This window comes from Stenotrophomonas muris, from assembly GCF_052751275.1.
Genome location: NZ_CP199879.1, coordinates 3,650,151 through 3,669,430 on the forward strand (window position 1 = coordinate 3,650,151; position 19,280 = coordinate 3,669,430).

General features: G+C 68.7%; 15 protein-coding genes. 7 read left to right on the top strand and 8 right to left on the bottom strand.

Annotation, left to right across the window (positions count from 1 at the left end; genetic code table 11):
• Positions 1-53 precede the first annotated feature (53 nt).
• Positions 54-728: a hypothetical protein gene (locus ACUVWL_RS17035; RefSeq protein WP_014645470.1), complete on the bottom strand. Its 675-nt coding sequence runs from the start codon at positions 726-728 to the stop codon at positions 54-56.
• A 40-nt stretch (positions 729-768) separates the two neighbouring features.
• Positions 769-1,287, bottom strand: coding sequence for a hypothetical protein (locus tag ACUVWL_RS17040; RefSeq protein ID WP_032957598.1), 519 nt, complete (start codon positions 1,285-1,287; stop codon positions 769-771).
• Positions 1,288-1,499: 212 nt separating this feature from the next.
• On the opposite strand from ACUVWL_RS17040, the gene ACUVWL_RS17045 reads away from it, so the two are divergent.
• The 3 genes from ACUVWL_RS17045 (at position 1,500) to ACUVWL_RS17055 (ending at position 5,401) form a co-directional block, all read left to right on the top strand.
• Complete coding sequence (locus ACUVWL_RS17045; protein WP_401727957.1) at positions 1,500-3,989, top strand: DEAD/DEAH box helicase; 2,490 nt, start codon at positions 1,500-1,502, stop codon at positions 3,987-3,989.
• The gene (locus ACUVWL_RS17050) at positions 3,986-5,008 is read left to right on the top strand and encodes a ribonuclease H-like domain-containing protein (protein WP_445978590.1); all 1,023 of its coding nucleotides are present in this window, start codon (positions 3,986-3,988) and stop codon (positions 5,006-5,008) included. Before ACUVWL_RS17045 ends, ACUVWL_RS17050 begins: the two co-directional genes overlap by 4 nt.
• Before the next feature lie 78 nt (positions 5,009-5,086).
• Positions 5,087-5,401 carry an I78 family peptidase inhibitor gene (locus ACUVWL_RS17055; protein ID WP_014645466.1) on the top strand — a complete coding sequence of 105 codons (315 nt, stop codon included), beginning with the start codon at positions 5,087-5,089 and terminating at the stop codon, positions 5,399-5,401.
• Between the two features lie 66 nt (positions 5,402-5,467).
• On the opposite strand, the gene ACUVWL_RS17060 is transcribed toward ACUVWL_RS17055, so the two are convergent.
• Together ACUVWL_RS17060 and ACUVWL_RS17065 are read right to left on the bottom strand one after the other, a co-directional pair.
• Entirely contained in the window at positions 5,468-7,468 is a 2,001-nt protein-coding gene (locus ACUVWL_RS17060) for a M56 family metallopeptidase (RefSeq protein ID WP_111206353.1), read from the bottom strand.
• A 3-nt stretch (positions 7,469-7,471) separates the two neighbouring features.
• Positions 7,472-7,858: a BlaI/MecI/CopY family transcriptional regulator gene (locus ACUVWL_RS17065; protein WP_014645465.1), complete on the bottom strand. Its 387-nt coding sequence runs from the start codon at positions 7,856-7,858 to the stop codon at positions 7,472-7,474.
• A 191-nt stretch (positions 7,859-8,049) separates the two neighbouring features.
• Here ACUVWL_RS17065 and ACUVWL_RS17070 point away from each other — a divergent pair, with 191 nt between their 5' ends.
• Positions 8,050-9,177, top strand: coding sequence for a serine hydrolase domain-containing protein (locus ACUVWL_RS17070; RefSeq protein ID WP_445979174.1), 1,128 nt, complete (start codon positions 8,050-8,052; stop codon positions 9,175-9,177).
• On the opposite strand, the gene ACUVWL_RS17075 is transcribed toward ACUVWL_RS17070, so the two are convergent.
• The 3 genes from ACUVWL_RS17075 to ACUVWL_RS17085 all read right to left on the bottom strand — a co-directional run bounded on the left by ACUVWL_RS17075 (position 9,112) and on the right by ACUVWL_RS17085 (position 12,568).
• Positions 9,112-9,924 carry a hypothetical protein gene (locus tag ACUVWL_RS17075; RefSeq protein ID WP_053495446.1) on the bottom strand — a complete coding sequence of 271 codons (813 nt, stop codon included), beginning with the start codon at positions 9,922-9,924 and terminating at the stop codon, positions 9,112-9,114. The two genes, ACUVWL_RS17070 and ACUVWL_RS17075, sit on opposite strands and share 66 nt — an antisense overlap.
• Positions 9,925-9,927: 3 nt before the next feature.
• A complete protein-coding gene (locus ACUVWL_RS17080) occupies positions 9,928-11,343 on the bottom strand; it encodes an XVIPCD domain-containing protein (protein ID WP_197605513.1) in 1,416 nt (471 codons plus the stop codon).
• Between the two features lie 118 nt (positions 11,344-11,461).
• Positions 11,462-12,568 carry an SDR family oxidoreductase gene (locus ACUVWL_RS17085; protein WP_014645462.1) on the bottom strand — a complete coding sequence of 369 codons (1,107 nt, stop codon included), beginning with the start codon at positions 12,566-12,568 and terminating at the stop codon, positions 11,462-11,464.
• A gap of 217 nt (positions 12,569-12,785) precedes the next feature.
• Between ACUVWL_RS17085 and ACUVWL_RS17090 the strand changes: the two genes are divergently transcribed.
• A complete protein-coding gene (locus ACUVWL_RS17090) occupies positions 12,786-13,094 on the top strand; it encodes a hypothetical protein (RefSeq protein ID WP_111206355.1) in 309 nt (102 codons plus the stop codon).
• Here the strand turns inward: ACUVWL_RS17090 and ACUVWL_RS17095 are convergent.
• Positions 13,072-14,127: a DNA topoisomerase IB gene (locus ACUVWL_RS17095; protein ID WP_111206357.1), complete on the bottom strand. Its 1,056-nt coding sequence runs from the start codon at positions 14,125-14,127 to the stop codon at positions 13,072-13,074. The two genes, ACUVWL_RS17090 and ACUVWL_RS17095, sit on opposite strands and share 23 nt — an antisense overlap.
• Positions 14,128-14,238: 111 nt before the next feature.
• On the opposite strand from ACUVWL_RS17095, the gene ACUVWL_RS17100 reads away from it, so the two are divergent.
• Positions 14,239-14,628, top strand: coding sequence for an I78 family peptidase inhibitor (locus tag ACUVWL_RS17100; protein ID WP_197574336.1), 390 nt, complete (start codon positions 14,239-14,241; stop codon positions 14,626-14,628).
• A 174-nt stretch (positions 14,629-14,802) separates the two neighbouring features.
• Positions 14,803-19,257, top strand: coding sequence for a glutamate synthase large subunit (gltB, locus tag ACUVWL_RS17105; RefSeq protein ID WP_049442525.1), 4,455 nt, complete (start codon positions 14,803-14,805; stop codon positions 19,255-19,257).
• Positions 19,258-19,280 lie beyond the last annotated feature (23 nt).

The following is a 19,280-nucleotide window of genomic DNA, read 5'->3' on the forward strand; positions in this document are numbered from 1 at the left end:
GGTCGGATCCCTTTCGCCCACGACAGGGCTCTGACCCCTCCGTCATGCGGCCTTCAGCGTTTCCCCGCGCGCCGGTACACGCCGTTGAAGCGCACGTTCATGCCACCGCATTCGCTGTTGTCGGCCACGATCAGCACCTCGCCCAGCGAGTGCACGCGCACCCGGCACGTGTCCTCGACGAACTCGACATCAGCACCACGCGGCGTCGCGCGCGCTTCCACCTGGCCCATGTTCGGGCCATACGGGCGCTGTTCCGGCGTGGGGTTGGCAGAGGGCCAGTAGGCGTCGCCATCCACATGCAGTTGTCCACCCTGCACGGTGATGCGCAGGCCGTTGTCGCCGTCTTTCCAGTGGCCCACCCAGTCCTGCAGCGTTGGCACGGCCACCGGCAACGGCTGCAGCTTGCTGCGGTCCACCCAGCCGGCGCTGCCGCCCACCTTGTTCGGGAAGAACGCACAGCGGTAGCGGCCAAGGTCGCGACCGGTCACCACCGTATCGCCGTTGACCACATAGCTGCGCTGGCGGCAGGCCGGTTCGCCCTTGGCGGGGCACCCGTCCATGTCGCCGAGCAGATACAGGCGCGGTGCGTCGACCACCCGCGCCAGCGCGAACCGGCTCTGTTCGGAGGGGAACGCGCCATTGCGGCACGCGCCATCACCGGCGATGCCGGCAGCAAAGGCGGACGCGGGCAGCAATGCAGCCAGCAGGCAGAACGAACGCAGGAACATGGCAGCGCTATCGGTTGAGGAACCGGCAGGATATACCGGCCTACTTCACCGGCGGTGCATCACCGGCATCCTGCTGCTGGGAGAACCGCAGCGCACGCTGCCGCTGTTCGGCACTGAGCTCAGGCGGTGGCCGGGCGATGGCGGACTGGATCTGGTCGGGGCCACCGGTGAGCTTGTTCAGGCCCCGGCCCGCCGCCAGCACGCCCTTGACCACGCCCATCATGATGTAGCCGCCGCCCATGCTGACCTGCTCCGGTGACGGTGGCTCGCTCCAGTCGCGGCTGAAGCGGTTGTCGCCGAACTTCACCGGGTTCTTGAAGCGGTACAGGTCCAGCGGCTCGTCGTCGGGCTTGAGTGCACGCACCTCGCCGAGGGTGGTGACGTTGTCCTGCGGCAGGGCGGTGGAGATCGGCGCGGTGGCTGCTGCCGGGGCATCAGCAGGGGGAACGGGTGCAGGATCGGGCACCGACACCGGCGCGGCCTGCTGCGCCTGCGCGATGCCGGCCAGCAGCATGCCGGCCAGGAGTGCTCCCTGCGTTCCACGTCGTGCCACAGCCATCCGCCCTGTTGGTTGCGTCCAGCGCCCAAGGATACGGATGCCGGCTTCAGATTTCGTTGCTGCACTGGCAGCTGTTCAGCCAGGGGAGATGCGGCGGCGCCACGGGACGCGAGCACTGAACGGTTCACGCCCTCCGTGTGCGATGTCTCACATCCTGAGACGTGGATGTGGTGCCATGTGACCCCTCGCAATCCGTCCCGGCTCCACTTTCCATGGCTTACGAACTCGCCAAGCGCACCGCCGATGCCGAGCAGAAGCTCGCCACCCGCGATGGCCTGCCCGCCCGTGACGGCGCCCTGCTCAGCGCGCGCCTGCAGCGCCGCTACCAGGACCGCATCACCGGCAGCTTTGCCATTCCCGGCCGCGAGGGCCGCTATGCCCCCATTCCCGATGCGGTACCGTCGGCCCTGGCCGCGGCCCTGAAGGCACGCGGCATCGAGCAGCTCTACAGCCACCAGGCCGAGGCCTGGGAGGCCAGCCAGCGTGGTGAGCACGTGGCCATCGTCACCCCCACCGCCAGCGGCAAGTCGCTGTGCTACACCCTGCCCGTGGTCAGCGCGGCGATGCAGGACAAGGCCAAGGCGCTGTACCTGTTCCCGACCAAGGCGCTGGCACAGGACCAGGTGGCCGAGCTGCTGGAACTCAACCGTGCCGGCGATCTGGGCGTCAAGGCCTTCACCTTCGATGGCGATACCCCGGGTGATGCGCGCCAGGCGATCCGCCTGCATGGCGACATCGTGGTGTCCAACCCGGACATGCTGCACCAGGCGATCCTGCCGCATCACACCAAGTGGGCGCAGTTCTTCGAGAACCTGCGCTACATCGTCATCGACGAAGTACACACCTACCGCGGCGTGTTCGGCAGCCACGTCACCAACGTGCTGCGCCGGCTCAAGCGCATCTGCGCGTTCTACGGCGTGCAACCGCAGTTCATCCTGTGCTCGGCCACCATCGGCAATCCGCAGGCGCATGCCGAGGCGTTGATCGAGGCACCGGTCACCGCGATCACCGAATCCGGTGCGCCCAGCGGACCGAAACAGGTACTGCTGTGGAACCCGCCGGTGATCAATCCGGACCTGGGCCTGCGCGCCTCGGCACGCTCGCAGAGCAACCGCATCGCGCGCATCGCGATCAAGTCCGGGCTGAAGACCCTGGTGTTCGCGCAGACCCGGTTGATGGTCGAAGTGCTGACCAAGTACCTGAAGGACATCTTCGACCACGACCCGCGCAAGCCGCCGCGCATCCGCGCCTACCGTGGCGGCTACCTGCCCACCGAGCGCCGCGAGACCGAGCGTGCGATGCGCGCCGGCAACATCGACGGCATCGTCAGCACGTCGGCGCTGGAACTGGGCGTGGATATCGGCAGCCTGGACGTGGTCATTCTCAATGGCTATCCCGGCAGCGTGGCCGCCACCTGGCAGCGCTTCGGCCGCGCCGGTCGCCGCCAGCAGCCGGCGCTGGGGGTGATGGTGGCCAGCTCGCAGCCGCTGGACCAGTACGTGGTGCGGCATCCGGACTTCTTCGCCGAGGCCTCGCCCGAACATGCACGCATTGCACCTGACCAGCCGCTGATCCTGTTCGACCACATCCGCTGCGCAGCCTTCGAACTGCCGTTCCGGGTTGGCGATGGCTTCGGCCCGATCGATCCGGAAGTGTTCCTGGAAGCGCTGGCCGAAACCGAAGTCATCCACCGCGAAGGCGAGCGCTGGGAATGGATCGCCGACAGCTATCCGGCCAACGCGGTGAGCCTGCGCGCGGTGGCCGACGGCAACTTCGTGGTGGTCGACCGCAGCGACGGCCGCCAGCAGATCATCGCCGAGGTCGATTATTCCGCCGCCGCACTCACCCTGTACGAAGGCGCCATCCACATGGTGCAGTCCACGCCCTACCAGGTGGAGACGCTGGACTGGGACGGCCGCAAGGCCTATGTCACCCGCACGCATGTGGATTACTACACCGACAGCATCGACTTCACCAAGCTCAAGGTGCTGGACCGTTTCGACGGTGGCGTGGCCGGCCGTGGCGATTCGCACCATGGCGAAGTGCACGTGGTGCGTCGCGTGGCCGGCTACAAGAAGATCCGCTATTACACCCACGAGAACATCGGCTATGGGCCGGTGAACCTGCCCGACCAGGAACTGCACACCACTGCGGTGTGGTGGCAGCTGCCGCAGGCGCTGCTGCTGCGCGCGTTCGCCAGCAAGCAGGATGCGCTGGATGGCTTCCTTGGCGCCGCGTATGCCCTGCACATCGTCGCCACCGTGGCGGTGATGGCCGATGCGCGCGATCTGCAGAAGTCAGTCGGCAACGGCGATGGTGCCTGGTTCGCGATCGCCGACCAGAGCGGCCGTGGCCAGCTGCGCGGCAGCGAAGGCGACCCTGGCGCGGTGGAGCTGCTGCAGGAGTTCGTGCCGACCGTTTATCTGTACGACAACTTTCCTGGCGGCGTTGGCCTGAGCGAGCCGCTGTGGCAGCGCCAGGCCGAGCTGGTGCAGCGCGCGCGCGAACTGGTGCAGCGTTGCGACTGCAAGGCCGGTTGCCCGGCCTGTGTCGGCCCGGTGCTGGCTGCACAGGAGGAAGATGAAACCTCGCCGCGCGCGCTGGCGCTGCGCGTGCTCGACCTGTTCGACGCAGAAGCCTGCCAGCACGTGCGCGACCTGGTGGTGACCACGCGCGAGCCGATGGAGCTGCTGGCACCGTGAGCCTGAGCCTGGACAAGCTGCGCCTGCTGCGGAAGCAGGCCGGCGACCCGAAAGCAGTCACGCCGGTGGCACCCGAGCCGCCCCCCCCGGCGCCGGCCCCGGTAGCCGCCAACGATGCACAGCAGCCACCGGCAGAGCGCTCGGTGTTCGCCTGGGTCGAACAGGAAATCCGCCACAAGCCGACCGGCGCTGCCGCGCCTGTGACGGCCGCCGCACCGTTGCGTCGACCGGAAGTGGGCAGCCTGCACCGCCTGCTCGGCCTGCGCTCGCGTGGTGGAGCCGCACCGGCACGCGCCAGTGCCCAGGATCGCCAGCTCCCCGGCGAGGAAATCGCGCCGGGACTGTTCCTGATCGAGTCGCTGCAGCCGCAACCGATTCCCGCAGAACCGCTTTCCCTGGCTTTCGCCAGGCGCGAGCACGAGCACATCGCCGCGCGCGACCTGCTGTTCTTCGATACCGAGACCACCGGCTTGGCCGGCGGCACTGGCACCCGCGCCTTCATGATCGGCGCCGCCGACTGGCACGTGTGCCCGCAGCGTGGCGAAGGCCTGCGCATCCGCCAGTTGCTGATGTCGACGATGGCCGCCGAGGACGCGATGCTGGCCACCTTCGCCCGCTGGCTGCAGCCGTCCACCGTGTTCTGCAGCTACAACGGGCGCAGCTACGATGCGCCGCTGCTGAAGACGCGCTACCGGCTGGCCCGCCAGCGTTGCCCGATCAGCGCGCTGGATCACGTCGACCTGCTCTACCCGACCCGCCGCCGCTATCGCGGCACGTGGGAGAACTGCAAGCTGTCCACCATTGAGCGCCAGCTGCTGCGCGTGGTGCGCGAGGATGACCTGCCTGGCTCCGAAGCCCCGGGCGCATGGCTGCGTTTCCTGCGCGGCGGCGATGCGGTGAACCTGCGTCGGGTGGCCGACCACAACCATCAGGACGTGGTCACCCTGGCCCTGCTGCTGCAGCAACTGGTGCGCGAGGAGCAGCGCGAGCGCGAAACACTGGCGCTGGTCGGGCAGTAATGGCCAAGGGCCGCCTTGACATGCCCTGACGGTGGCAGCGGTGACACTGCCGCCACCATCCACGCCTGGAGCCCGACGATGCGCCTCAATCCGCTTGCCCTGCTCGCCATCCTGCCGCTGGCCGCCTGCAGCCACGCCGGCAGCAGCACCACCCACGATGCCGCACCGGCACCGGTGGCCGATGCCGCCCACGAATGCAGGCCGGAAGCGCTGGAAGCCTTCACCGGCAAGACCGCCGACGAGGCCACCATCAAGAAACTGGTCGCCGATAGCGGTGCCCGCAACGCGCGCGTGGTCAAGCCGGGCATGGCGGTAACCATGGACTTCCGCCAGGACCGCGTGACGGTGCAGGTGGACGGTCAGAACCGGATCGAGCGCGCCAGCTGCGGTTGATCAACCCAGTGGGTGCCGGCCACTGGCCGGCACCCCACATTGCCGGCCAGCGGCCGGCACTACCAGTCAGAGTCGCTCGGCCTTGCCGCTGGCCAGTGCGCGCGCGATCACCTGCTGCGCCTGCCGCGACGCCTGCTCATGCACGCGTGCCTGACGCTCACCCAACGCAGCCTGCCGGCTGCCCAGCGCCGCCTGGCGGCTGGCCAGTTCAGACTGCTGGCTGGCCAGGCGCTGCATGCCGCGGGTGTGGGTGGCCCGCGCGGTTTCGTTGTCCACTTCCTGCATCGCACGACGTGCCTCTGCAGCAGCCTCACGTGCAGCCTCACGTGCAATGGCCGCATCGTTGGTCGCGCCCCGCGCCGCCTTCGCCGCTTCTGCCGCCGCTTCGCGGTTGATGTCATGCGCGGCCACCGCGCTGCGCGCAGCCTCGGCAGCGGCCAGTGCCATGCGGCGCGCCTCCTCGCCCTGCAGGCGGCCCATCTCGCCCATCTGCCTGCCGAGTTCGCCCTGCTGGCGACCCAGCGCACTCTGTTGGCGGCCCAGTTCGCTCTGCTGGCGGCCCAGATCCGCCGCGCCGCTGTAGGCACGCTGCAGGCTCTGGATCATCATCGGGTCTCGCACCACGTAGCGCTTGTCGCCCTTGCGGAACCACAGCGCCGGGCCCTTGCCGAGCTGTCTGCGGGCCACCGTCACGTCGTCCATGCCGCCGTTGGCGAAGGTCGAATCGCCATCTACCAGCACGAAGGCCTCCGGCGGCGATTTGCCCAGGTCCAGGCGGCCGTAGGTGGTGATGGAAGTGGTGCGGGAGGTCGTGTGTTCACTGTGCATGCCGGTATCGACATCGACATCCGCATCCACGTCGACCGCCACATCCGCATCGTCCGGACCTGGCAACGCCTCGACATCAGCCGGCTCGGCGGGCGGCGCGGGCGCCACCGGCACGGCCGGAACGCGCGCGGACGAAGGCGGTGCGGGCGGCGCTTTCGGAGCCTTCGGCGGCGGCGGCGGCACGACCTTCGGCGCCGCAGGAGGCGCGGGCGGTGCCGGCGGCACCGGCGCTGCGACCAGCCGCATCGGCGCCACGCCCACCACCAGCACCACCGCAGTCAACGCCATCGCCAGGATGCGCGGGCAGGACCGGCGCGACTGCAGCGAGAGCAGGCGGCGCTTGAGGCTGGTGGTATCCGGTGCGGCACTGGCCACGCCCAGATGCGGCTGCGGTGCCACGCCCAGCTGCAGCAGCAGACGGCCATAGGCCTGGCGGCTGGCACCGTGCTGGCCAACCACCGCTGCATCCACCGCTTCCTCGCGCGCCTGTGCATATTCACGCACCGACAGGCGCAGCAGCGGGTGGAAGAAGAACAGGTGCTGGGCCAGTGCAGGCAGCAGGCCCCATTGCAGGTCACGCCGCTGCAGGTGCTGCAGTTCGTGGGTCAGGGCCAGGTCCAGCGCGTCGCCCTGCAGGGCGTTGTCGCCCGCCGGCAGCAGCAGCACCGGGCGGAACGGCCCGACCAGCTGCGGTGCGTCCACCTGCGTGCTCATCCACAACCGCGGCGCAGGACGCACGCCGTGCGCATCGGAGGCCAGCTGCAGGGCCTGCACCAGCGCCTCGTCCTCGCAGGGATAGGCCGCTGCCAGCAGCGCGCGGCAGCGACGCCACTCACCGAAGGTACGCAGGGCCATCAGCAGCACGCCGGACATCCACAGCGTGGCCAGTGCGACGGCCCACCATGCCACCGCCGGCACATCCGCGGCGGGCATCGGCATTGCGGCCAACAGCTGTGCCGAGGCCTCCGGGGCCAGCGGGTAGACCATGTCGGCGGCCACATCGGTCGCGCTCATCGCCACCGCCTGCGGCGCCGGCAACCAGGCCAGCTGCAACGGCTGGCTCCAGAACAGGCCGAGCACAGCCTGCAGCGAGACCAGCCACCACAGGCGGCAGCGGGTTGCCGCCGACAGCGACGGCAGCGCGCGGCATACGCCATACACCAGGGCCACCAGCAGCACGGTCTGCAGGCTGGTCCAGCCCAGCCGTTCCAACATCGGGATCAGCATCGTGGTGTCCATGGCTCAGCCCTCGTGGCGGCGCGATTGGAGTTGGGCAACCAGCGCTTCCAGTTCGGCCAGCTCGTTGTCGCTGACCTGCTGGCGCTGCGACAGGTAGGCCACGAACGGCGACACCGAGCCCTGCAGGGTGTTGTCGACGAACTGCGCCACCGCGCCCTGCAGCACGCTCTGCGGGCCACGCGTGGCCTGGTAGCGGTAGACACCGTCCTGCTGCTGGCGCTGAAGATACCCCTTCGCCCGCAGTCGCTCCATCATCGTCAGCACGGTGGAGCGGGCCAGCCCACGGGCCTCCCCGTAGCCACTGGCGACCTCGCCGACGGTGGCCGGCGCATGTTCATCGATGTACTGCAGCAGGGCCAGCTCCTGGTCCCCGATCGTCTTGCCACGCATGACACCACTCCCTTGACTACACGTGTCGCCACTGTCTGCGTGACGACAACTGTAGTCAACCCCCCGGAAGTCATGGGCCGACGAACGGTAGGCACCACCGAGCGCCTAAACCTTTGACCCGCCCGCTGCATCCGATCCGCAACGCCCCGCTGGAATTCCACATGTCCCGCCCAATGCTCCGTGCCCTGCTCATGCTCATCAGTGCATTGCCCTTCGCCGCCGTTGCTGCCAGCCAGGACCAGGACCAGGCCAACGACCAGACCCGCCGCCTGATCCGCCAGATCATGCTGGAGCAGCGCATCCCCGGATTGCAGGTCGCGGTGGTCAAGGACGGGCAGATCGTGCTGTCCGAGGCCTACGGTCTGGCCAATGTCGAGAACGGTGTGCGTGCCTCGCGCGACACCCGCTTCCCGCTCAACTCGGCCACCAAGGCATTCACCGGCGTGGCGGCTGCGCAGCTGGCGCAGGAGGGACGACTGGATCTGGACGCGCCGGCCTCGCGTTACCTGGATGATCTTCCGCCAGCGTGGAGAGACGTGCGCGTACACCAGTTGCTGGCGCATGCCTCAGGCCTTCCGGACATCCTTGATGCGAACGGACTGCTGGGCGGTGGCTCCGAAGCACAGGCGTGGACGGCGGTGACAGCGCGGCCGCTGGAAGCGGCGCCCGGGCAGCGCTTCGCCTACAACCAGACCAACTATGTCCTGCTGGCACGGATCATCGCGCAGCAATCCGGTATGTCCTACGAACGTTTCCTGGCCACACGCCAGTTCAGCAGCGCGCGCATGGCCCGCACCACCTTCGGCGACAGCTATGACCTGATTCCGGATGTGGCGACGATGTACAGCCTGGCCCCGCGTGCCACCGATGCTGTGGATGCACCGTCCCGCCTGTCGCACTGGTTCTACGACATACCGCCTTCGCTCTGGGCCGGTGGCGGCATCCTCACCACCGCCGACGACACCGCGCGCTGGCTCGTCGCACTGACCGAAGGCCGTTTGCTGCCGGAGACGGCACTGCGGCGGATGTGGAGCGCAGAGCGCCTCGCTGATGGCCGCGCCGGCCCGTGGGCGGGTGGCTGGGCGGTACTGCGCGCATCGCCCGACCTTCAGGTGGCCGGTATCGGCGGTGCGCGCTCGGCCTTCGTGGTCTATCCCGAGCGCGGCGTGGCGGTCGTGGTGCTGACCAATCTTGTCGGTGCCAATCCGCAGCAGTTCATTCCGCGCATTGCCGACTTCTATGTGCGCGATGCCTCAACGCCCCGTCACGAACGGGTCGGCCTTGCACGGCAGCAACGGGCTGTCATCGCAGGGCCATAGCGCGGCGGGAACGGACCTGGCCACTTCGAAGTGATCCTGGTTCCAGTGCAGGAAACCGCCGTGGATGGCATTGCCATGGTCGAAGCTGCGTGCATCGGCGGCCAGTGGCTGTTCGGGGTCGGCTTCGGCCACCCAGCGCAGTACTGGCACTTTGTCCAGCACGCCGATGAAGGCGAACAGATCGCCCGCGCCCTTTTCCTGGTAGGCCGTCATGGTCGCCGCATCGGGCAATCCGGCCTGCGCCAGGATGGATGCGGTGACATCCTGCAGCGGTGCGGCTCCCTGTGCGATGTAGGCGCGCATGCCCGTGGTGGTTGCCGGGCAGCCCTGCAGCTGCACCAGATAGCCGGTGGTACCACCACTGCCGGAGAACGACCGCATCCAATAGCGGAAACGCGGCCCGCTGCGATCAGTAACCATCAAATCCTGCTGGCCATCCTGCGCGGGAATGGAGAGCACCTGCACCTTGCTGGCGCTCTCCACGTTGCACTTCAACTGCGCCAGCACCTGCCTGGCAGGTTCGGGCAGCGTAGCGTAGCGGCCGCCGGGATGGCCGCTGCCGGAAGCCTTCGGCAATGCGGGCAGTCCGCGATCCGTGGGAAGGGTCTGCGCAGGCAGGGCCTCCGGTTTCGCGGCCGAGCTGGCAGTGGGCGCCACCGGCGCGACGCGCTCTCCAGCGGGCGCGCAGGCACTGCAGGCCAGCAGCAGCATCAATGGAACGCTCGGCGTCAGCTGCGATCGGATCATCGATCAACGCCCTCCCATCGCCGGCGCGTCCTGCTGCTGTGCCGGCGCGGGCGCAGGTGCAGCCTGTTCGCGCGATTGCTGCTGCAGCTGGCGCAGGCTGGATTCCACCGCGGTCTCGCGCACCTCGGCCGCATTGACCCCTGCGCGCAGCGCCGCAGGATCGCCCGGGCTGCCCTGCACCAGGAACAGTGTCTCGCCAGCCGCACGGCCGGCGCTGGGATTGCTGGCCACGATCTGGTCGACCCGGGTGATGCCCGCGGCCTTCGCTTCGCGCAGCATCACCAGGCTGTAGTCCTCGGCATGCTCGGCGTAGCGTCCGCCCAGGGCCTGCAGGCGCGTACTGATCTGCTGCTGCAGGGCATGATCGCGATGCTGCGGCTGACGGGGGTCCTCGTTGGCCGCGAGCGGCACGTCCTGCCCCAATTCGCGCGTCTGGCCGGGTGCAACCGAGGTCAGCACGTACTGCCAGCGGTTCTGCCCAGGCGTGCCGCGCACCGTCGACACGAAGTCGTCATACTCGCCGCCACCGATGGTCTGGCAACCGGCCGAATCGGTGTTGGAACGGCTGCCACGATGGATCTTGAAGGTGTCGTTGAGGTCCTGCACGCCCTGGGTATCACGCGCATCGAACCAGCCATCGCCATTGCTGTCGCGCTCCACCCGTCCGGCGCCCGCAGTGATCGCGTCCTGCGAAGGACGCAGCGCGAACTCATCGGGATGCCCATTGCGCGGATGGGTGGTCACGCGCATCTCGATGGTGCCCTCGCCCAGGCGCCCCAGATCCTTGACCCGGTCGCCGTTGACGTCCTCGCCCTCGGTCTTGGTACGCGGCGCCACATTGCCAAAGCCCGGGCTGCGCGGCGCGGTCTTGGCATGGCCGTCGTACTGGGCGGTCGGCTCGGTCGTGGCCTGGTTGAACTCGCGCACGTGGCCGCGGCCCTGCGCATCCTTCCACAGCACCACGATGCGGTCATCGTAGACGCCACGTCCGCGCGCCTCGGTCGTGCGGTTCTCATCGCGCAACCCCAGCACCACGCGGTCCTGGGTCGCCATTGCATCGTTCGCTGCGATGTTGCCGCGCTGGGCCACGATGCTGCCATAAACGTCGTACTGCTGGGCCTGGCTCAATCCCGCTGTCTCGGCAGCATCGGGCATCCGCGGCGGGCGCGTCGCCTCGCCCAAGCGATCCAGCATCGGATTCACCGTAGCTGCATCCGCTGCGGCCACGCCCCCGTTCCGGCGCAAGCCCTCAAGCTCGGCGGCCGCACGCGCCGAGATATAGCGATCCAGCGATTCCTGCACCACTGCGCTCTGGCCGTCGTGCAGGGCCTGGAGGCGGGTGGCGGCAGCACGCGCATCGTTCCGCCGCAGCAGGGCGACGACCTCGTTGGCTGCGGCATTGATATCCATTTCGGGCATGGTCGGTCCTTGAACATGGTCGGTACAGGATCAGCCTACCCCAATCGCACGGTGTGGGGCCTTTGACAGGCCGCACACCTTCGCTGCCGCCGGATCTCCAGGCGGGAACCGTCACGACTCAGCCGCGCGGCCCACCCATCACCGGCAGGATCGCCCCGCTGATGTAGCTTGCACAGACCGGCGACGCCAGGAACACATACGCCGGTGACAGCTCTTCAGGCTGTGCAGGCCGGCCCATGTCGCTGTCCTTTCCGAACTCGGCGACATCCCCGGCCTGCTTGTCGGCCGGGTTCAGCGGCGTCCATACCGGCCCCGGCGCCACGCAGTTGACCCGGATGCCGCGCGGCAGCAGCTGGCTGGCCAGGGCCTTGGTGAACGCATGGATCGCGCCCTTGGTGGCCGAGTAGTCGATCAGCGCCTTGCTGCCGAAGAGTCCGGTTTCCGAGCCGGTGTTGATGATGCTGGCGCCCTCGCCCAGATGCGGCAGTACCGCACGCGCCATCTGGATGTAGCCGCCGATGTTGGTCTGCAGCGTCTCCTGCAGGTGCGCGTCTTCCAGATCCTCCAGCCGCTCGCAGTGCAGCTGGAACGCGGCGTTGTTGACCAGGATGTCGATGCCACCAAAGGCCTTGGCCACCTGCTTGACCGCCTTGTTGCAGAAGCGCGGGTCGCGCACGTCACCGGCGATCACCACACAGCGGCCACCTTCGCGCTCCACGTGCTGGCGGGTGATGTCGGCATCTTCGGCCTCGTCCAGGTGCAGGACCGCCACATCGGCGCCTTCGCGTGCGAACAGCACGGCCACAGCACGGCCGATGCCGGAATCACCGCCAGTGACGATCGCGCGCATGCCCTGCAGCTTGCCGCTGCCGGTGTAGTCCGGCGCGAGGAAGCGCGGCGCCAGCTCCAGTTCGTGTTCGTGCCCCGGCTTTGCCAGCTGCTGGGCCGGCATGGCCTCCGGCTGGCGGCGTGCGCCGGCCTGGGTCGCGGTCTTTTTCGTGGCCTTCTTGGCCGCGCGGGCGTCCTTGGCCTTTTCCTGATCCTGCAGGCGCCGCTGCCGGGCGGCAACGCGGGCGGCGCGGGGATCACCAGCCGCCGCCTTGCGGGTTGCGGTCTTCACCACCCGCGGGCGAGCGGGGTCGGCAGCGGTCTGGGTCGCGGTGCTGCCTTTGCGCACCTTGGGTGAGGCTTTGCGGCGGGCGGGGGTCTTTCGGGTGGTGGCCATGCAGGTCTCCTCGGGGGGGAATGGGATCGGCGGCCAGCGGCCGGCACTACCGGGCGCATGCGCCGCAGTACCGGGGGCGGCATCCGCCGCGACTGCAGTGTCTCCACCCAGGCTGTTGGCGGGGGTGAGCGCACCGTGTCCACGATGTGCACGGTGTTCATTCCGCCACCACGTGCGCCGTCGCACGCTGCACGCAACCACACCAAGGAACCCTTCCATGAAGCATGCCATCGCCACCGCCGCCGTCTGTCTCGCCCTCGCCGCCTGCAGCAGCACGCCGGTGGCCCAGGTGCAGCCGATCGACGGCATGATTTCCGGCCAGTGCCACAGCGACAGGGTGCGTGGTGCGCTCGGCCTGGCCGCCTCCGCCGCAACCGTCGAGCGCGCGCGCGTGGACAGCGACAGCCTGCACGTGCAGGTGCTGCGCCATGACGGCCCGCGCGTGCCGCCGGCACACGAAGGCGGTGACCGCCTGACCATCGAGAAGGGCCGCACCAACAACATCACCGCGATCTATTGCGGCTGAGCCGGCGCGCCCTGCGCAGCACGCGCAGGGTGGCCTGTTCCCACTGGCGCGGCCCACGCAGGCCGGCCAGTTCCGCCAGTTCGCCGCGCTCCCAGCCGGCGAACACGCAGGGGTCGATGTAGGCCTTGCGGCACACCGCAGGGGTATTGCCCAACTGGGTCGCCACCTTGCACACCACCTCACGCTGTACCTTGGCCAGCGCACGCTGGCTGGCCGGTTCGGGCAACTCGGTGGCCGCGAACGCTTGCACCGCGGCCAGGGTGCCGCCCCAGGTGCGGAAATCCTTGGCGGTGAATTCCTCGCCCATCACCTCGCGCAGGTAATCGTTGACCGCACCGGAGTCGACCGGCTGGATGGCACCGTCGTCGTCGCGATACTGGAACAACGCCTGGCCCGGCAACTGCTGCACGCCGCGCACCAGCGTGCCCAGCCGGCGGTCACCTACCGTCACTTCGTGCAGCTGCCCGGATTTGCCGCGGAAGCGCATCCGTACGCGCCCGCCGCGCAGCAGGTCGAGGTGCCGGTTGCGCAGCGTGGTCAGGCCAAAGGATCTGTTTTCCTTGGCATAGGACTCATTGCCTACCCGCACCAGGGTGTCGGCCAGCAGCGCGACCACGACCGCCAGCACCTTTTCGCGGGGGAAGCCGCTGTGCTTGAGATCGCGGCTGAGCCGGCGCCGCAGCGCGGGCAGTGCTTCACCAAAGGCGATCACCCGGTCGAACTTGCCGGCGTCGCGCACTGCGGCCCAATCGGCGTGGTAGCGGTACTGCTTGCGCCCGCGGGCATCGCGGCCGGTGGCCTGCAGATGGCCATTGGCGTGGGCGCAGATCCATACGGCGGTATAGGCCGGTGGGATCGCCAGCGCGCGGATGCGCTGCAGGGTGGCGGCATCGCGCACCGCATGGCCATCGGCATCGCGGTAGCTGAAGCCCTTGCCGGCGCGGCGCCGGCTGATGCCCGGCTGGGTGTCATCGACATAGCGCAGGCCCGCAGCGCGCGCGGCCTGTCGTTCGGGGGTAGAGGGGGTCGGCATGCGTGCAGTGTCGCTGCCGCGCTGCCGCGATCCTGTCGATAACACAAGACAAACACGTGAGGATCGGTTCGCCGCTATGCTCGGGCTTTCACAATCCCTTCCGGAGTCATGATGTCGTTCCCGATTCGCGCCCGTTCGCTCTCCGCCCTGCTGCTGCCGGCCGCGCTGGCCCTGACCGCCTGCCAGGCACCGGCGCTGGATGAACAGGATTCGGCCACGGCCCATGCCCAGCAGGCTGCCGAAGCCGCCAAGGCACCGGCCGACGAAGCCGGCAAGGCCACCGAGGCACCGCCGGTCGGCACCTGCGATGCCAGCCAGGTGCAGAGCCTGGTCGGCCAGGCCTACGCCGACGCGCTGGGCAAGCAGGCGCAGGAAGATGCCGGTGCCCACCAGCTGCGCGTCATGAAGCCCAACGACGTGGCCACGATGGAATTCCTCGGCGACCGCCTGAACATCGAAGTGGACGACAAGGGCCTGGTCAGCGGCGTGCGCTGCGGCTGAGGGCGACCCCGCGCCGGCACGGGGTTGCCGGCGCGTTCTGTTGCACCTGCAACCGTGTATTGCGGCGCTGCAGCAACCTGTGATCTAGTCGAGGCATCCGGTGGCCTCACGATGCGCTCCAGGGAATGAGCGGGGACGAGTGTCGCCGCCAACCCTATACGCATCGAGGTAGAGATGGCCCCCCGCAACCGCCAAGGGCTTTACGACCCGCGCTCCGAGCGCGATGCCTGTGGATTTGGCATGGTCGCCCAGCTCGACGATCAACCTTCGCGCCTGTTGGTTGATACCGCCATCGCCGCGCTTTCGCGCATGACCCACCGTGGCGGCGTCGCCGCCGATGGCCTGACCGGCGATGGCTGTGGCCTGCTGCTGCGCCGCCCCGATGCATTCCTGAAACTGCTGGCCAGCGAAGCCGGCATCACCACCGCCGCGCGCTTCGCTGCCGGCCTGGTGTTCCTGCCGCACGACACCGAGGCCGCCGACGCCTGCCGTACCCAGCTGCAGGCGCAGGTGGAAGCGGTCGGCTGCAAGGTCGCCGGCTGGCGCGAGGTACCCACCGATGACAGCGTCTGCGGCCAGCTGGCGCGCGATACCCTGCCGCGCATCGAACAGGTGTTCGTCGATGCCGGTGTCGGCCAGGACGATGCCGGCTTCGCGCTGGCGCTGTTCCTGGCCCGTCGCCGCAGCGAGCAGCAGCTGCGCGATCACGCTGATTTCTACGTCACCACCCTCACCCCCGATGCGATCAGCTACAAGGGCATGGTGCTGCCGGACAAGCTCAGCCGCTTCTATCCCGACCTGCAGCGGCGCGAACTGGCCTCCAGCGCGATCGTGTTCCACCAGCGCTTCTCGACCAACACGCTGCCGCGCTGGCCGCTTGCCCACCCGTTCCGGATGCTCGCCCACAATGGCGAGATCAACACCATCGAAGGCAACCGCCGCTGGGCCCAGGCGCGCAGCAAGGTGTGGAAGACGCCGCGCTTCGACATCGCCGAATTCGACCCGGTGATCTCCATGCACGGCTCGGACTCGCAGAGCCTGGACAACATGCTGGAACTGATGGTCGCCGGTGGCATGGAGCTGATCCAGGCGCTGCGCATCCTGGTGCCGCCGGCCACCCAGTCGCTGGAGTTCAAGGACCCGGACCTGGCCGCGTTCTACGAGTTCCACGGCCTGAACAGCGAGCCGTGGGATGGCCCGGCCGGCATCGTTGCCTGCGACAGCCGCTACGCCGTCTGCACCCTCGACCGCAACGGCCTGCGCCCGGCACGCTGGATGCTGACCGCCGACCGCCACTTCCTGGTTGCCTCTGAAGCGGGCGTGTGGGAAGTGCCCACCGAGCGGGTGGTACGCAAGGGCAAGCTCGGCCCCGGCGAAATGATCGCGATCGACCTCAAGCGCGGCGACCTGCTCGACTCCGATGCGGTCGACCGCATCAACCGCGGCCGCGCGCCCTACAAGCAGTGGCTGCAGCAGGGCGTGACCTACCTGCAGACCGAACTGATCGACCCGTCGCTGGTGGAAGAGCCGTTCGACGAAGCCACCCTGCGCAGCTACCACAAGCTGTACCAGCTCAGCAGCGAGGAAGTGGAGCAGGTGCTGCGGCCGCTGGCCGAGACCGAGCAGGAAGCCACCGGCTCGATGGGCGACGACACGCCGATGGCGGTGCTGAGCCAGCGCAGCCGCCCGCTGTACGACTATTTCCGCCAGGCCTTCGCGCAGGTCACCAACCCGCCGATCGATCCGCTGCGCGAAGACTGCGCGATGTCCCTGTCCACCCAGCTCGGCAAGGAGACCAACATCTTCCATGCCGGTCCGGAGACGGTGAACCACGTCATCCTCAATTCGCCGGTGCTCAGCCAGCGCAAGCTGCGCCAGCTGCTGAAGATGGACCAGTACGCGCAGGCCAACCGTCTGCTCGACCTGTCCTACAGCGAAGACGAGGGCCTGCGTGCCGGCATCGAGCGCATCTGCGCCGAGGCCGAACAGGCCGCGCGCGAAGGCATGGTGATGCTGCTGCTGTCCGACCGCTACCCGGTGGCCGGGCGGCCGATGGTGCATGCGCTGCTGGCCACCAGCGCCATCCACCACCACCTCTCGCGGCTGGGCCTGCGCTGCGACGTGAATCTCATCGTCGAGACCGGCACCGCGCGCGACCCGCATCACATGGCCTGCCTGCTCGGCTTCGGCGCCACGGCGGTGTATCCGTACCTGGCCTACCAGACCCTGTTCGACCTGGGCCGCCGCGGCATCCTCAAGCTCAGCAAGGGCGGTGAGCAGTCGCAGATCGGCCGCCGCTACCGCAAGGGCGTCTACAAGGGGCTGTCGAAGATCATCTCGAAGATGGGCATCTGTACCGTGGCCAGCTACCGCGGCGCGCAGCTGTTCGAGATCATCGGCCTGGAACCGGAGGTCGTCGATCTGTGCTTCCCGGATACCGCTTCGCGCATCGGTGGCGCGGGTTTCGCGCGCTTGGATGCCGACGCGCGCGAGCTGTGCGCGCAGGCGTGGGACGCGCAGCAGGACGTGGATGTCGGCGGCCTGCTGAAGTACGTGCACGGCGGCGAGTACCACATGTACAACCCGGACGTGGTCACCACCCTGCAGCGCGCGGCGCGCAGCGGCGATCCGCGTGCCTGGCAGCAGTACTGCGATGCGGTGCATGCGCGCCCGCCCTCGGCACTGCGTGACCTGCTGGAACTGGTCCCTGCCGCCACGCCCGCACCGCTCGATGAAGTGGCCCCGGCCAGCGAACTGTTCCCGCGCTTCGATACCGCGGCGATCAGCCTGGGGGCACTGTCGCCTGAGGCGCACGAGGCGCTGGCGATTGCGATGAATCGCCTGGGGGGCCGCAGCAATTCCGGCGAAGGCGGTGAAGACCCCGCACGCTATGGCACCGCCAGGCGCAGCAAGATCAAGCAGGTGGCCTCCGGGCGCTTCGGCGTGACCGCCGAGTACCTGGTCAATGCCGAGGTGCTGCAGATCAAGGTCGCGCAGGGTGCCAAGCCCGGCGAGGGTGGCCAGCTGCCCGGGCACAAGGTCAACGAACTGATCGCGCGGCTGCGCTATGCGCGCCCGGGCATCGGTCTGATTTCGCCGCCGCCGCATCACGACATCTATTCGATCGAGGACCTGGCGCAGCTGATCTACGACCTCAAGCAGGTCAACCCGACCGCGCTGGTGTCGGTGAAGCTGGTCAGCCATGCCGGCGTCGGAACGATTGCGGCGGGCGTGGTCAAGGCCGGTGCGGACCTGATCACCATCTCCGGCCATGATGGCGGCACCGGTGCCTCGCCGGTCAGCTCGATCCGCTATGCCGGCGTGCCGTGGGAGCTGGGCGTGGCCGAGGCGCACCAGGCGCTGCTCGCCAACGACCTGCGCGGCCGTACCCTGCTGCAGACCGATGGCGGCCTGAAGACCGGGCTGGACGTGGTCAAGGCCGCATTGCTGGGCGCCGACAGCTTCGGCTTCGGCACCGCGCCGATGATCGTGCTGGGCTGCAAGTACCTGCGCATCTGCCACCTCAACAACTGTGCCACCGGCGTGGCCACCCAGGACGAGCGCCTGCGCGAGAACCACTTCACCGGGCAGCCCGAGCGCGTGGAGAACTTCTTCCGGCTGCTGGCCGAAGAAGTGCGTGGCTGGCTGTCCTACCTGGGCGCGCGTTCGCTGGAAGAGATCGTCGGCCGTACCGACCTGCTGCGCCAGATCGAATCCGCGCCGCGCGACGGCGTGCGCGTGGACCTGTCGCGCCTGCTGGCCGACAGCCGCTACGAGGGCAGCCACTGCGCCGCGCAGCGCCTGTACGAATCGCCGGACAGCCTGGCCACGCAGATGGATGGCCTGCTGGCCCCGGCCATCGAGCACAAGCGCGGCGGCGAGCATCGCTTCCTGATCCACAACACCGACCGCAGCATCGGTACCCGCCTGGCGGGTGCGGTGGCACGCGCGCACGGCAACCAGGGCATGGCCGAGGCACCGCTGGAACTGCGCTTCCGTGGCAGCGCCGGGCAGAGCTTCGGCGCCTTCAATGTCGGTGGCCTGCACCTGGAAGTGGAAGGCGAAGCCAACGATTACGTCGGCAAGGGCATGGCTGGCGGCCGGCTGGTGGTGCGGCCGCCGCGTGGCGCGCGCTTCGAGGCACGCAGCACCGCCATCATCGGCAACACCTGCCTGTACGGTGCCACCGGCGGTGAGCTGTTCGCTGCCGGCCGCGCCGGCGAGCGCTTCGCGGTGCGCAATTCCGGCGCGCTGGCCGTGGTCGAAGGTGCCGGTGACCACTGCTGCGAGTACATGACCGATGGCGTGGTGCTGGTGCTGGGCAAGGTCGGGCTGAACTTCGGCGCCGGCTTCACCGGCGGCCTGGCCTACGTACTGGACGTGGACCGTGATTTCGTCGACCGCTACAACCACGAGCTGATCGACATCCATCGCGTGTCCGCCGAAGGCTTCGAGAACTACCGCCAGCACCTGCACCGCCTGATCGGCCGCCATCGCGAGCTGACCGGCAGCATCTGGGCACAACAGATCCTGGACGAGTTCCGCGATTACATCGGCAAGTTCTGGCTGGTCAAACCCAAGGCCGCCAGCATCGAGTCGCTGACCGAAACCCTGCGACGCGCCGCGTGATGTTTTCCGGTAGTGCCGGCCGC

Bases quoted from the DNA above. Each gene is read 5' to 3' on its own strand.
- ACUVWL_RS17035 (WP_014645470.1), bottom strand. From the start codon at position 728: ATGTTCCTGCGTTCGTTCTGCCTGCTGGCTGCATTGCTGCCCGCGTCC.
- ACUVWL_RS17040 (WP_032957598.1), bottom strand. From the start codon at position 1,287: ATGGCTGTGGCACGACGTGGAACGCAGGGAGCACTCCTGGCCGGCATG.
- ACUVWL_RS17045 (WP_401727957.1), top strand. From the start codon at position 1,500: ATGGCTTACGAACTCGCCAAGCGCACCGCCGATGCCGAGCAGAAGCTC.
- ACUVWL_RS17055 (WP_014645466.1), top strand. From the start codon at position 5,087: ATGCGCCTCAATCCGCTTGCCCTGCTCGCCATCCTGCCGCTGGCCGCC.
- ACUVWL_RS17060 (WP_111206353.1), bottom strand. From the start codon at position 7,468: ATGGACACCACGATGCTGATCCCGATGTTGGAACGGCTGGGCTGGACC.
- ACUVWL_RS17065 (WP_014645465.1), bottom strand. From the start codon at position 7,858: ATGCGTGGCAAGACGATCGGGGACCAGGAGCTGGCCCTGCTGCAGTAC.
- ACUVWL_RS17070 (WP_445979174.1), top strand. From the start codon at position 8,050: ATGCTCATCAGTGCATTGCCCTTCGCCGCCGTTGCTGCCAGCCAGGAC.
- ACUVWL_RS17075 (WP_053495446.1), bottom strand. From the start codon at position 9,924: ATGATCCGATCGCAGCTGACGCCGAGCGTTCCATTGATGCTGCTGCTG.
- ACUVWL_RS17080 (WP_197605513.1), bottom strand. From the start codon at position 11,343: ATGCCCGAAATGGATATCAATGCCGCAGCCAACGAGGTCGTCGCCCTG.
- ACUVWL_RS17085 (WP_014645462.1), bottom strand. From the start codon at position 12,568: ATGGCCACCACCCGAAAGACCCCCGCCCGCCGCAAAGCCTCACCCAAG.
- ACUVWL_RS17090 (WP_111206355.1), top strand. From the start codon at position 12,786: ATGAAGCATGCCATCGCCACCGCCGCCGTCTGTCTCGCCCTCGCCGCC.
- ACUVWL_RS17095 (WP_111206357.1), bottom strand. From the start codon at position 14,127: ATGCCGACCCCCTCTACCCCCGAACGACAGGCCGCGCGCGCTGCGGGC.
- ACUVWL_RS17100 (WP_197574336.1), top strand. From the start codon at position 14,239: ATGTCGTTCCCGATTCGCGCCCGTTCGCTCTCCGCCCTGCTGCTGCCG.
- gltB (WP_049442525.1), top strand. From the start codon at position 14,803: ATGGCCCCCCGCAACCGCCAAGGGCTTTACGACCCGCGCTCCGAGCGC.